Source organism: Streptomyces sp. HSS9-12 (genome assembly GCF_054963655.1).
In genome coordinates this window covers 148,977-161,330 of sequence record NZ_JBUEGC010000003.1, presented here as the reverse complement: position 1 = coordinate 161,330, position 12,354 = coordinate 148,977, and the positions used below count along the sequence as shown (strand labels likewise).

Genomic DNA, 12,354 nt, shown 5'->3' with positions numbered 1-12,354 from the left:
TTGTCTGCCTCTTCTGTGAGACGCGGCACAAGGTGGCGAGGAGGGTCGTACCGCGCCGGGAATCGATCGGCCGTGGGCGGCCGCATTGGCGCAGGACCACTGGCTCTCGCACATCCACTCGCGCCGCGAGCGGGCCCCTCACTCGGCGGTGCGTACGGTCATACGCTCCGCGCGGAGGGCGGTCGGGGTTGGAGCCGATCGGGCCACCGACCGGGCATCCGCTGGGCCTCACGGGAGCGCGCTGCTCCCGAAACACAGCATGGGACAACCCGCCGATATTCGACGGGCTCCATAGCACTGTACCCCGGAATGGCGCATCTGTGATGGGGCAATCTTCGGAAGCGGTCTCCCGCGCCTACCTGACCAGGACCTTCCCTCCCGTACGGACGGGCTATTGTGCGCTCCATGGAGACGTCTGACGACACCCCCGCCATGGCCGGGGCGCACACCGGATTCGCCGCCCAGGACTGGGCGCAGGCATCCGCCGACCCGCAGTACCGGGCTGCCGTGGTGGATCTGCTCGGCGCACTGGCTTACGGCGAGCTGGCGGCCTTCGAGCGGCTCGCCGAGGACGCCAAGCTGGCGCCGACGCTGGAGGACAAGGCGGAGCTGGCGGCGATGGCCTCCGCGGAGTTCCACCACTTCGAGCGACTGCGGGACCGGCTGGCGGCGATCGACGAGACGCCGACCGAGGCCATGGCGCCGTTCGCGACGGCTCTGGACGAGTTCCACCGGCAGACCGCCCCCTCCGACTGGCTGGAAGGCCTGGTCAAGGCGTACGTCGGCGACTCGATCGCCAGCGATTTCTACCGCGAGGTCGCGGTCCGGCTGGACTCCGACACCCGGAGCCTGGTCCTCCAGGTGCTCGACGACACCGGCCATGCCTCCTTCGCGGTGGAGAAGGTCCGGGCCGCGATCGAGGCCGATCCGCGCGTCGGCGGGCGGCTGGCGCTGTGGGCGCGGCGGCTGATGGGCGAGGCGCTCAGCCAGGCGCAGCGGGTCGTGGCGGAGCGGGACGCGCTGTCGACGATGCTCGTCGGGGGAGTGGCGGACGGCTTCGACCTCGCGGAGGTCGGGAAGATGTTCTCGCGGATCACCGAGGCACACACCAAGCGGATGGCGGCGCTCGGTCTGGCGGCCTGAGTCCGCCTTACCGCTGGTACGCGAGGGGCCCGGGGCGGCTGCTGTCGGCCGTATTCAGCCGTTCAGCCGTCGTCCGTTCGGTCGTCGTCCGTTCAGCCGTCGTCCGTTCGGCTGTCGGCCGGCCCGGCCACCAGCCGGTTCATCCGTCAGCCGGACGGACCGCGGGTGATCGGCGCCTGGGCCCCGAGGGCCGGATCAGCAGTGACAGCAGCGCGACGCCCACGGCGAGCGCCCCGACCAGCGTGGTGAGCGGATGCCCGTCCCCCAGCGCGGTGCGGGTCAGCAGGCCGCCGGCCAGCCCGGCGACCGCACCGGTGGCCAGCACCAGCCGCGGTGACGGGAGCCGCTCGGGGAGCCGACGGGTCCCGGCATAGGCGACCGCGAGGCCGATAAGGGCCGAGCCGAGCGCTTCCCAGATCATCACGATGTCCCTCCCGCACGGCAGCCGACAGGCAGGTCCAAACCGGTCCACGCGGGGTCGTACCCCCGGCCTCTGGAGCGTAATCCTCCACACTCAGCCGGCAGGGAACGCACAGACGGCGGCCGGGTGATCGATGACCACCCGGCCGCCGTCTTGGCTCTGCCCTCCTGAAGTTCCGCGGGCTGAAGACCCGCGGTCAAAGCGTCTTACACCGCGCCGAAGCCCACCTTGCGGGTGGTCGGCTCGCCGATCTCCACGTACGCCAGCCGGTCGGCCGGAACCAGGACCTTACGGCCGTGCTCGTCCACCAGGCTCAGCAGCTGCGCCTTGCCGGCGAGCGCATCGGCCACCGCGCGCTCGACCTGCTCGGCAGACTGCCCGCTCTCCAAGGTGATCTCGCGGGGCGCGTGCTGCACGCCGATCTTGACCTCCACGGCTTTGTCCCTCCGACGGTCAGTGATGTGCGCGGTCCGCCGCGCCGTACGCACCACACATTAGCCCGGTACGGGGACCGCCAAGCCGCCGTGCCCGCACGCCTGGAGCGAACAACGGTCAGCGCTGAGACGCCGACTGCTGGCCGGCGCCGTGCATCGGGAAGCCGGCGATGCCCCGCCAGGACAGCGACGCGACGAGCTTGGCCGCAGCGTCGCGCGGGAGCTTCTGGCCCGAGCCGAGCCAGTAACGCGCCGTGATCTGGGCCATGCCGCACATCCCGACCGCGAGCAGCATCGACTCCTCGGGCGGCAGGTCGGTGTCCTCGGCGATGACCTCGCTGACCGCCTTGGCGCAGTCCAGGCTGACCTTGTCGACCCGGTCGCGGACGGCGGGTTCGTTGGTGAGGTCGGACTCGAAGACGAGGCGGAAGGCACCGCCCTCGTCGCCGACGTAGGCGAAGTACGCGTCCATGGTGGCCGCGACCCGCTGCTTGTTGTCGGTGGTGGAACCGATCGCCGCGCGCACCGCCTTCACCAGGGACTCGCAGTGCTGGTCCAGGAGGGCGAGATAGAGGTCCAGCTTGCCGGGGAAGTGCTGGTAGAGCACCGGCTTGCTGACACCCGCACGCTCGGCGATGTCATCCATCGCCGCCGCGTGGTAGCCCTGCGCGACGAAGACCTCCTGGGCGGCGCCCAGTAGCTGGTTGCGTCTGGCTCGGCGCGGCAGGCGCGTGCCTCGCGGGCGCGCCTCGGTCTGCTCGATGGCTGTCACGCCGCCTCCCATGGGTCGTTCCGTGCGCGATGTCGCAGTCTTGTCGTTGTGCTGCGACGCGCCCGCCATCGTACTTTTCGGTAACCCGAGTGCGCGCGGTGCGGGCCGAGAATTTCACGTACCGGACACTGTTCGACGCTGACAAAAGAGGCAGGTCACCAGTACTCGTCCTGGTACTCGTCCTCATAGAGTTCGACTACGCGGGCCTGCTCGACCGCATCCGCTGGGTTCACCGTCTCCGGAACGTGCTCAGGCAGCCGGATGTCCTGGTGATCCAGCACTTCCATGTGCTGCTCCGCGGCGTCCGCCTCGGAGACTTCGACGTCGAACTCCGGCAGCTCTTCGGGGACGTCGTTCTCGAAGGTTTCCGGGTCGGTTGGATCGACAGACATGGTGGCTCCCCTTTCCAGGGCGAGCGCCCTCTACCCGAGCCTAGGAGAGGCCGCGTTCCAGCGCTACGTACCCTCCCCGGCATGGCCGCCGCCATGCGTCGGCTGCGCTACGCGGGGGCTGTTCTGTGACCGCGAACACACAAGCGGCCGCGTGATCGTCTCGTAACATTGGCCCATGCCTTCGACCGAGCTCCCGGGTACCCCAACCGACCGAGCGGTAACCGCCGAGAACGGCGTACTGGTGGGCGCGGGGGAGAAGCTGAGAACCGTCGCTCTGCCGGGGCTCACCCTGGCCGTGCGGTTCCGGCCACCGGTCCGTGCGGGGCTGCCGCCCGCGCTGTACGTGCACGGCCTCGGCGGGTCCTCGTTGAACTGGTCGGCCCTGATGGCCCAGCTCGAGGACCACGTCGACGGGGAAGCCCTCGACCTTCCCGGCTTCGGTCACTCCGCACCGCCGGACGACGGCGACTATTCGATCTCGGGCCATGCGCGTGCCGTCGTGCGCTTCCTGGACGCCTCCGGGCGCGGCCCCGTACATCTCCTCGGCAACTCCCTCGGCGGTGCCGTCGTCACCCGGGTGGCGGCTGTCCGGCCGGATCTCGTACGGACCCTGACGCTGGTCTCCCCGGCGCTGCCCGAGCTGTTCCCGCAGCGCTCCGCGCTGCCGACCGGGCTGCTCGCGGTGCCCGGGGTGGCGGCGCTGTTCGCGCGGATGACCAGGGACTGGACCGCCGAGCGCCGCACCCGCGAGGTGCTGGCCCTGTGCTACGGAGACCCCGGGCGGGTCGAGCCGGAACGCTTCGCGGCCGCGGTCGAGGAGTACGAACGGCGGCTCGCGCTGCCGTACTTCTGGGATGTGATGGCCCGTTCGGCGCGTGGTGTCGTGGACGCGTACACCCTGGGCGGCCAGCACTCGCTGTGGCGGCAGGCCGAGCGGGTCCTGGCGCCCACGCTGCTGATCTACGGCGGGCGTGACCGGCTGGTGTCGTTCCGGATGGCGCGCCGGGCATCCGCCGCCTTCCGCGACTCGCGGCTGCTGACCCTGCCGGAGGCGGGGCACGTTGCGATGATGGAATACCCGGAGGCGGTGGCGCGGGGCTTCCGCGAACTGCTGGCGGAGGCATCCGGCGCGTCCGGAGGGTCCCGTGCGAGGAATGTGGTCAGGACGGCCGACAGGGCCGCCGATGCGGGTGGGAGCTGAGCGGGGGTGGGACGTCACAGTCGCCGCGGCCGGACGCAAGCGGCCGAGACCATGGAGACGCCGGCGGGGGCGGACGACGCTTCCGCCGCGCCAGGTCCGGGGCGGCGGCGCCGCGTAGCCGGACCGGGCCACGGTGCGCTCGCCGGACCGTCCCCCACCGCGACCCCGCCGTACGGCGTGCCGATCGTTTCGCAGGCCCGGGGCGGGCACCCGGAGCACCGCGAGCCGGGCGGCGGCTGGGGCACACTGCCGACCACACCCATGAGCGGTCCCGCCCCCGGCGGTCCTGTGGCGTCCGCCTCCGCTGCCGGGAGGTTCCCCGGGGGGCCCGCCGGCAGCACCATGCGGCGCCCAGGGGCGAGTACGTACGTGCCGCAGCCGCGGCAGGAGTACATCGACGCCTTCGACGACGATGTCTTCGCGGCCGGTGCTCCGGGCGCGGCGAAGCCGAAACGGGCGGCTTTCGGCGGGGATCCGGAGGCGGGCGCGGGCCCCGTCGCCCCGGTCGGCCCCGCGGACGACCCCGTCGGCCCGGACGTCGGCGAGGACGGCGCGCGACGTACCGCCAAGGGCGGCAAGGGCCGTACGTTCACGGGCGTCGCCGCGGCAGCCGTCACCACCGTGCTCGCGGTCGTCGTGGCGGGACAAGTCGCCAACCCCGGGAGGGGCGGCGTGTCCCAGACGGCCGGCGACCTGCCGCGCGCCGACGAGAAGGACGCCTCGCGTTCCGAGCACCGCCCCACCCCGGAGCGGACCGAGCCGACCGCGGCTCCTGCCTCGTATGCGCAGAAGATGGCCACGAAGTATCCGCTCGCCCCCACGCTCAAGGGCTCAGGGGCGTTCACCACCGTCCCCGGCCATGACAAGGCACCCGGCAAGGGGCAGGTCTTGCGCTACCGCGTGGATGTGGAGAAGGGCCTCGGGCTCGACGGGGAACTCTTCGCCGAGGCCGTACACAAGACCCTCAACGACGACCGCAGTTGGGGCCACGGCGGAACCCGTACCTTCGAGCGGGTCTCCTCCGGCAAGGCCGACTTCGTGATCACCCTGGCGAGCCCGGGGACGACGGCGGAATGGTGTGCGAAGTCCGGCCTCGACACGACCGAGGACAACGTGTCCTGCGACTCCGCCTCCACCGAACGCGTCATGATCAACGCCTATCGGTGGGCGCAGGGCTCGAAGACCTACGGCGACAAGATGTTCTCCTACCGCCAGATGCTCATCAATCACGAGGCGGGCCACCGGCTCGGACACAACCACGAGGGATGCCCCCGGCCGGGCGCGCTCGCCCCGGTCATGATGCAGCAGACCAAGTTCCTGACCACCAACGGCGCCACCTGCAAGCCCAATCCGTGGCCCTTCCCGTAGCTCCGGGGAAGGGCGGACAACGCCGCTGAGGCGAGAAAGTCACGGGCGTTCACCCCTTTTGGTGGCGCGATGGACAACCGTCCATCGCGCCACCCTTCTGTCCGCATACGGTCTTCCCGCTGCCACCTGGCGGTTCCCTTTACGAAGATCTGGGGTGCACTCATGCGCATTGGACTGCTTACGGAGGGTGGGTATCCATATGCGAACGGTGAGGCGAGGGTATGGTGCGACCGTCTCGTACGAGGGCTCGCGCACCACGAGTTCGAGGTCTATGCGCTGAGCCGCAGTGAGCGGCAGGAGGCCGAGGGCCGGCTCCAACTGCCGCCGCAGGTGCGCCGGGTGCGCACGGCTCCGCTGTGGGGCCCGGCCGAGGCGGGGGGCGCGCACGGGCGACGCGCGCGCCGGCGGTTCGCGGCGCACTTCGGTGATCTGGCGGCGGCCGTCTGCCGTAGGCCTGTGGGCGCTGCCCCCGGCTCCGCCGCTCAGGAGGACCGTTTCGCCAACGGTCTGTACGGCCTCGCCGAACTCGCCCGCGACCACGGGGGACTGGGCACGGTGCTCCGCTCAGAGACGGCCGTACGCACCCTGGAGGCAGCCTGCCGCGCGCCCGGCGCACTCCGGGTCGCGCACGGCGCGCAGCTGCCGGACCTGCTCACCGTCGCCGACATCCTGGAACGCGCCCTGAGGCCACTGTCGTTGGACTGGTACGGGCAGGGCGAACAGGGCCTCGGCGGGGTGGACCTGTGTCACGCGGTGCCGGGTGGTGCGGCCGCGCTGCCGGGGCTGCTGGCTAAACGCTTCTTCGGCGTTCCGCTCCTGGTCACCGAGTACGGCGTACGGCTGCGCGAGCACTACCTCACGCACTCGGGCGCGCCCCTCACCGGGCCCGTGCGCGCCCTGCTGGCCTCCTTCCACGGGCTGTTGGCGGCTGAGGTGTACGGGCAGGCCTCGCTCATCACCCCCGGGAACACGCACGCGCGGCGCTGGCAGGAGCGGTGCGGTGCGGACCCGCGGAAGCTGCGCACCGTCTACCCGGGGATGGACGCGAGCCGTTTCGCGGCGGTGGGGGAGGAGGCCGCCGAGGCATCCGGACGCTCGCCCGGCTCACGGAACTCTCCGGGTTCCCCGGGCTCCCTGGACCCGCTGGACTCCTGGGACGACCGCACGCTGGTCTGGGTCGGCCGGATCGAGCCGGCCAAGGACCTCATCGCGCTGCTGCACGCCTTCGCACAGGTGCACAGGGCCGAGCCTGACGCGCGGCTGCGGATCGTCGCCGTGCCGGGGCCCGGTCGCCCGGAGGCGGCCGCGTACGCAGCCCACTGCCGGGCCCTGGCGGCCCAGTTGTTCCCCGACGAGGCCGAGAACGCGGTGACCGTCGGCGACAACCCGGTCTCCTTCGAGGAGATCGGCGACCCGGAGCTGCCGGGGCTCCCCGAGGCGTACGCCGCGGGCAGTGTGGTGGTGCTGTCCAGCGTCGTCGAAGGCTTCCCCGTCGGCCTGGTCGAGGCGATGTTCTGCGGCCGGGCGACGGTGTCGACGGATGTCGGGGCGGTGTGCGAGGTCATCGGCGGCACGGGGCTGGTGGTGCCGCCGCGCAACCCGCGGGCACTTGCGGACGCATGCCTGGCGCTGCTGCGCGACCCGGAGCGGCGCGCACGGCTTGGCGCGGCGGCGCGCGCCCGGGCGCTCGAACTCTTCACCGTCGAGCAGAACATCGCGGCATTTCGTGGCATCTACCTGGAGCTGATGTCGCACTGTCCGGTGCGACGCGAGGCGGTGAGCGCGGAGGGCGGGCCGCTGCCGTTCGCACGGCCCGCGGAGGCCTTTGTGCCCGGCCGCTGGGCGGTGGGCCGGTCCGGCGGCTCGACTCGGCCGGACGCCCCCGTACCCGGCACGCGTCCCGCCCCGCGGTGGGCGGCGGCCGCTGTCGTCTCCCGTCCCGACGCCCAGCCGGTGTTCGCCGGCGCCACGCTCAGAGAGGCCGAGGCATGACCACATCCTCCCCTGCGGCCGATCAGTCACCCGGCCTACCGACCCCGGCGCCGGCTCCCGCCACACGCGCCGGTGCGGATGAGGGCGCGCACCCCGCCGACCAGGCGCCCACCGCGGAATACGCGCCCCGTAAGCCCGCCAGTCCCGGTCCCTGGAACCAGCACTCACGGTCCCTGCTCACGGATCACCCCATGGACCCGTGGGTCGGCTCCGAGCGAACTGCGGAAGATTCGGAAGGCGAGGCCCCAACAGCTCCGCAGAGCAGTGGCGTTGAACCGGCCCATACCGGGGCTGACTCGTCGGTGGTCGAGGGACGCGCGGCCTCTGGCGTGGCTGAGAACCGCCGCGCACGGGGAGGAGATGCGGGGCGTGGCGCCGTAGCGCGGAAAGTCGTGCGGCGGGGAGCCGCGGACCCCGTGAAGGCGCTGATGCACCGGCATCGGGAGCTGTGTGCGCGGGCCGTCGATCCCCTGGAGATCGCCGCCGGACTGGAGGCCCACGGAGTGACCGACCGGACCGCCGCGCGGTTCCGGCATCGTGACGTGTTCTCCCTCGCGGAAGAGCTGTATGCGCGCGTGCCGCGCGATGAGGCACCCGCCGGGGGCGCGCCGGCCGCGGTGGCCGACCAGGGCGTGCGCGGTGTGCGCGCCGCGCTCCACCTGGTGCCGGGCGCCGGGTGCGCGGCAGCCGTCGCCGGAGTCGAGCTGACCGCAGGGGCCCAGCCGGCCGTACGGCTCGGCATCGCGGCGGCAGGGGCCGCCGTCGTCACCATCGCGCTGTGGCTGTGCCTGCGGCGCGGGCCGCTGAGCACCCGCCGCCGCAGACCGGGTATCGGCCTGCTGCTGACCTGCTGGCTGATCGGCTACCTCGCCTTCGGCGACGCGCTGCTCGGCGACGCACTCCACGGGAAGGCGATCGCCGGCAGCCCCGCGTACGGCTACGACCAGGGCGATGTGGCCGCCGCCCTCGGGCTCACCTTCGCCGTCGCACCCGCTGCCTGGTGCGCCCGCTGGTTCGCCGCAGGTGCCCGGCGCCGGCTGGCCGCCAGCCGAGGCCTGGAGGAGTTCGCCGCCGGCATCCGTCCCCTTCTGCCGGCCACCGTCGGGCTGTTCCTGCTGATCCTCACAGCCCTCCTGCTCGCCGCCCGAGTGGCCCTCCGCGCCGCGGGCGGCCACGGCCCGTACGTCGATCCGATCGCTCTCGCCTCCGCCGTCGCGCTCGGTGCCCTGTTCTTCGTCGCCCGGCTGCTGGCGGTCCACGGCCGTCGCGCGGCCGCCATGACCGGCCTCGCAGCCGTCTGCGCCGGAGAGGCCGCGGCAGTGGGCACCGCCCTGGCCGACCGGCTGCCCGGTATCGGGGCCCTTGGCGCACCGGTCCAGGCGGCCGTGGCGGCGTACGGCCCCGGCGTCGTCCCGCTCACTGCCTGCGCCACCGCCGCGACCGGGCTGCTCGCGTTCGCCACCGTCGCACTGGCCCGCGCCTCGGTGCACTCCGGTACCCCGGCGGCACAGCGCTGAGCCCACCGCGCCCGCCACCCCCCCACCGCGCCCGTCCGTGCGGGTGCCGGCCTCCCCCCAAACCTTCCGCAATTCCCCCGAGGAGAACGAGAGATGACTGCACAGCCCGCGGCGCCGGCCGCCGGACACGCCGACCGGGAGGCCGCACGATGAGAGTGCTGCTGCTCGGAGCCAATGGGTTCATCGGACGGCACGTCGCCGAGCGCCTCCTGGCCGACCCCGCCGTCCAACTCACCGCCCTCGGCCGCCGCGACGACGCCGACGTCCGCTTCGACCTCTCCACCGGCAGCCCCGGCGCACTGACTCGCTTCCTCGACGCCGTACACCCCGGAGTCGTCGTCAACTGTGCCGGTGCCACCCGCGGTGGCGCCCGCGAGCTGACCCGGCACAACACCGTCGCCGTCGCGACCGTCTGCGAGTCGCTGCGCCGCAGCCGCTGCGCCGCGCGCCTGGTGCAGATCGGCTGCGCCTCCGAGTACGGCCCCTCGCAGAACGGCTCGTCCACCGCCGAGGACGCGGTGCCGCGCCCCGGCGGCCCGTACGGCGTCAGCAAGCTCGCGGCCACCGAGCTGGTCCTCGGCTCCGATCTGGACGCCGTCGTGCTGCGCGTCTTCTCACCCACCGGCCCGGGCACCCCCGCGGGATCCCCCCTCGGCCGGATCGCCGAGGCCCTGCGGCGCGCGATGCAGTCCGGCGACAGCGAACTCAAGCTCAGCGGGATCGGCGTGCAGCGCGACTTCGTGGACGTACGGGATGTGGCCCGGGCCGTGCACGCGGCGTCGCTCTCCGCCGCGCAGGGTGTGGTGAACATCGGCACGGGCCGCGCCGTACGGCTGCGCGACGCCGCCGCCGTCCTGGCCCGCGTGGCCGGCTTCGGCGGCTCGCTGCACGAGCTTGACCTCCCTCCGGGCCGCCCCGGGCTGCAGGGCCTGGGCGACCCGCAGCTGGGCGGGGTGCCACCCACCCACCCCTACCCGGACGGCTGCGGCGGCTGGCAGCAGGCCGACATCCGCACCGCGCGCGACCGGCTCGGCTGGCGGCCGCGCATCGCCCTGGAGGAATCCCTGGCGGACATCTGGATGGAGGCGGCATGTCGTATGTAATCTCCACCGGCGTCGAGCGGACCGCGACCACGGGCGCGGCCGGGATCGGCCTCGGCGCGCCCGGCTACGCCCACCCCCTGGTCGCCCCCACCGAGTGGGCCGAGCTGACCCGGCCCGGGGCGCCCCTGCACTGGGCCGTGCTGAATGTCGCGCGCGGGCCCGGCTATGGCCCCGACCCGCACTGTCTGGAGGCCGCGGGCCGGCTGACCAACGCGGGCGTACGTGTTCTCGGTCACCTCGATCTGCGGCACGGCACCCGCCCCTTCGCCGAGCTGATCTCGGATGCGCACCACTTCCTCGACTGGTACAAGGTCGACGGCTTCTATCTGGACCGCTGCCCGACCGAGCGGTGTGCCCTTGGGGAGACGCGGCGCACGGTCGGCACCCTGCGGGCGCTGCTCGAAGAGGCGTATGTGGTGTTCGGGCACGGTATGCACCCGTATCCCGGGTATGCGGAATGGGCGGACCAGCTGGTCACGTTCTCCGGGGCGTGGTCGCGTTACCGCTGGTCGCAGGTGGCGGAGTGGACGGCCGAATGCGCGCCGCAGCGCTTTTGCCACCTCGTCCACGGCGTACCGCGGACGCATCTGGAGGAGGCGTTCCGGATCGCCCGCTGGCAGGGTGCGGGGACCGTCTGGTTCACCGATCGGCTGGACCAGGGGCCCAGCTCAACCCCCTGGGAGGCACTTCCCGGCTTCTGGGACGAAATCGTCTCGCGCATCGGACGAGGTGTCTCGGAATGAGATGAGCCGTGGCACTGTTGCATTCAGAACAAACGTATTCACCGACCAACGGAGTCCCCGTGTCGTTGCCACCCCTGGTTGAGCCGGCTGCCGAGCTCACTGTCGACGAGGTCCGCAGGTACTCCCGCCATCTGATCATCCCGGATGTGGGGATGGACGGGCAGAAGCGGCTGAAGAACGCCAAGGTGCTCTGTGTGGGGGCCGGCGGCCTGGGCTCCCCCGCGCTGATGTACCTGGCGGCGGCCGGCGTCGGCACCCTGGGCATCGTTGAGTTCGACGAGGTCGATGAGTCGAACCTGCAGCGTCAGATCATTCACAGCCAGTCGGACATCGGCCGTTCCAAGGCGGAGTCCGCCCGCGACACCGTGCTGGGCATCAACCCGTATGTGAACGTCGTCCTGCACGAGGAGCGCCTCGAGGCGGACAACGTGATGGAGATCTTCTCCCAGTACGACCTGATCGTTGACGGTACCGACAACTTCGCCACCCGGTACCTGGTCAACGACGCGTGCGTGCTGCTGAACAAGCCGTACGTGTGGGGCTCGATCTACCGCTTCGACGGCCAGGCGTCGGTGTTCTGGTCCGAGCACGGTCCCTGCTACCGCTGCCTGTACCCCGAGCCGCCGCCGCCGGGCATGGTGCCCTCCTGCGCCGAGGGCGGTGTGCTGGGTGTGCTGTGCGCGTCGATCGGTTCGATCCAGGTCAATGAGGCCATCAAGCTGCTGGCCGGTATCGGTGAGCCGCTGGTCGGGCGTCTGATGATCTACGACGCTCTGGAGATGACGTACCGCACGGTGAAGGTCCGTAAGGACCCGGAGTGTGCGGTGTGCGGGAAGAACCCGACGGTTACGGAGCTGATCGACTACGAGGCGTTCTGCGGTGTGGTCTCCGAGGAGGCCCAGGAGGCGGCGAAGGACTCCACCATCACGCCGAAGCAGCTCAAGGAGTGGATCGACTCCGGCGAGGACATCGACATCATCGATGTCCGGGAGCCGAACGAGTATGAGATCGTCTCGATTCCCGGTGCCCGGCTGATCCCCAAGAACGAGTTCCTGATGGGCGATGCGCTGCAGGGGCTGCCGCAGAACAAGCGGATCGTGCTGCACTGCAAGACCGGTGTGCGGTCCGCTGAGGTGCTGGCGGTGCTGAAGAACGCGGGCTTCGCGGACGCGGTGCACGTCGGCGGCGGCGTCATCGGCTGGGTCAACCAGATCGAGCCGTCGAAGCCTGTCTACTAAAGGCACGTACACGACGGATCGAGGGGCCTG

General features: G+C 71.9%; 12 protein-coding genes. 8 read left to right on the top strand and 4 right to left on the bottom strand.

What is annotated here, in order from left to right; genetic code table 11:
• Positions 1-405 precede the first annotated feature (405 nt).
• A complete protein-coding gene (locus tag ACY34J_RS02775) occupies positions 406-1,143 on the top strand; it encodes a ferritin-like fold-containing protein (RefSeq protein WP_462724592.1) in 738 nt (245 codons plus the stop codon).
• A 139-nt stretch (positions 1,144-1,282) separates the two neighbouring features.
• Here ACY34J_RS02775 and ACY34J_RS02770 read toward each other — a convergent pair whose 3' ends face one another.
• The 4 genes from ACY34J_RS02770 to ACY34J_RS02755 form a co-directional block, all read right to left on the bottom strand.
• A complete protein-coding gene (locus tag ACY34J_RS02770) occupies positions 1,283-1,564 on the bottom strand; it encodes a hypothetical protein (protein WP_462724720.1) in 282 nt (93 codons plus the stop codon).
• Between the two features lie 206 nt (positions 1,565-1,770).
• The gene (locus ACY34J_RS02765; protein WP_462724593.1) at positions 1,771-1,998 is read right to left on the bottom strand and encodes a DUF3107 domain-containing protein; all 228 of its coding nucleotides are present in this window, start codon (positions 1,996-1,998) and stop codon (positions 1,771-1,773) included.
• Between the two features lie 118 nt (positions 1,999-2,116).
• Entirely contained in the window at positions 2,117-2,770 is a 654-nt protein-coding gene (locus tag ACY34J_RS02760; protein WP_462724594.1) for a TetR/AcrR family transcriptional regulator, read from the bottom strand.
• Positions 2,771-2,925: 155 nt separating this feature from the next.
• Positions 2,926-3,162 carry a hypothetical protein gene (locus tag ACY34J_RS02755; RefSeq protein ID WP_462724595.1) on the bottom strand — a complete coding sequence of 79 codons (237 nt, stop codon included), beginning with the start codon at positions 3,160-3,162 and terminating at the stop codon, positions 2,926-2,928.
• Between the two features lie 175 nt (positions 3,163-3,337).
• Between ACY34J_RS02755 and ACY34J_RS02750 the strand changes: the two genes are divergently transcribed.
• The 7 genes from ACY34J_RS02750 (at position 3,338) to moeZ (ending at position 12,324) form a co-directional block, all read left to right on the top strand.
• Entirely contained in the window at positions 3,338-4,363 is a 1,026-nt protein-coding gene (locus ACY34J_RS02750; protein WP_462724596.1) for an alpha/beta fold hydrolase, read from the top strand.
• Positions 4,364-4,414: 51 nt separating this feature from the next.
• The gene (locus ACY34J_RS02745; protein ID WP_462724721.1) at positions 4,415-5,731 is read left to right on the top strand and encodes a DUF3152 domain-containing protein; all 1,317 of its coding nucleotides are present in this window, start codon (positions 4,415-4,417) and stop codon (positions 5,729-5,731) included.
• A gap of 162 nt (positions 5,732-5,893) precedes the next feature.
• The gene (locus ACY34J_RS02740) at positions 5,894-7,723 is read left to right on the top strand and encodes a DUF3492 domain-containing protein (protein ID WP_462724597.1); all 1,830 of its coding nucleotides are present in this window, start codon (positions 5,894-5,896) and stop codon (positions 7,721-7,723) included.
• A 416-nt stretch (positions 7,724-8,139) separates the two neighbouring features.
• Positions 8,140-9,240 (top strand): hypothetical protein, encoded by a 1,101-nt coding sequence (locus ACY34J_RS02735; RefSeq protein WP_462724598.1) that lies wholly within the window; start codon positions 8,140-8,142, stop codon positions 9,238-9,240.
• A 149-nt stretch (positions 9,241-9,389) separates the two neighbouring features.
• The gene (locus tag ACY34J_RS02730; RefSeq protein WP_462724599.1) at positions 9,390-10,343 is read left to right on the top strand and encodes an NAD-dependent epimerase/dehydratase family protein; all 954 of its coding nucleotides are present in this window, start codon (positions 9,390-9,392) and stop codon (positions 10,341-10,343) included.
• The gene (locus tag ACY34J_RS02725; protein ID WP_462724600.1) at positions 10,331-11,086 is read left to right on the top strand and encodes a spherulation-specific family 4 protein; all 756 of its coding nucleotides are present in this window, start codon (positions 10,331-10,333) and stop codon (positions 11,084-11,086) included. Before ACY34J_RS02730 ends, ACY34J_RS02725 begins: the two co-directional genes overlap by 13 nt.
• Positions 11,087-11,145: 59 nt before the next feature.
• On the top strand, positions 11,146-12,324 hold the full coding sequence (moeZ, locus tag ACY34J_RS02720; protein ID WP_462724601.1) for an adenylyltransferase/sulfurtransferase MoeZ: 1,179 nt from the start codon (positions 11,146-11,148) through the stop codon (positions 12,322-12,324).
• The last annotated feature ends 30 nt before the right edge of the window (positions 12,325-12,354 follow it).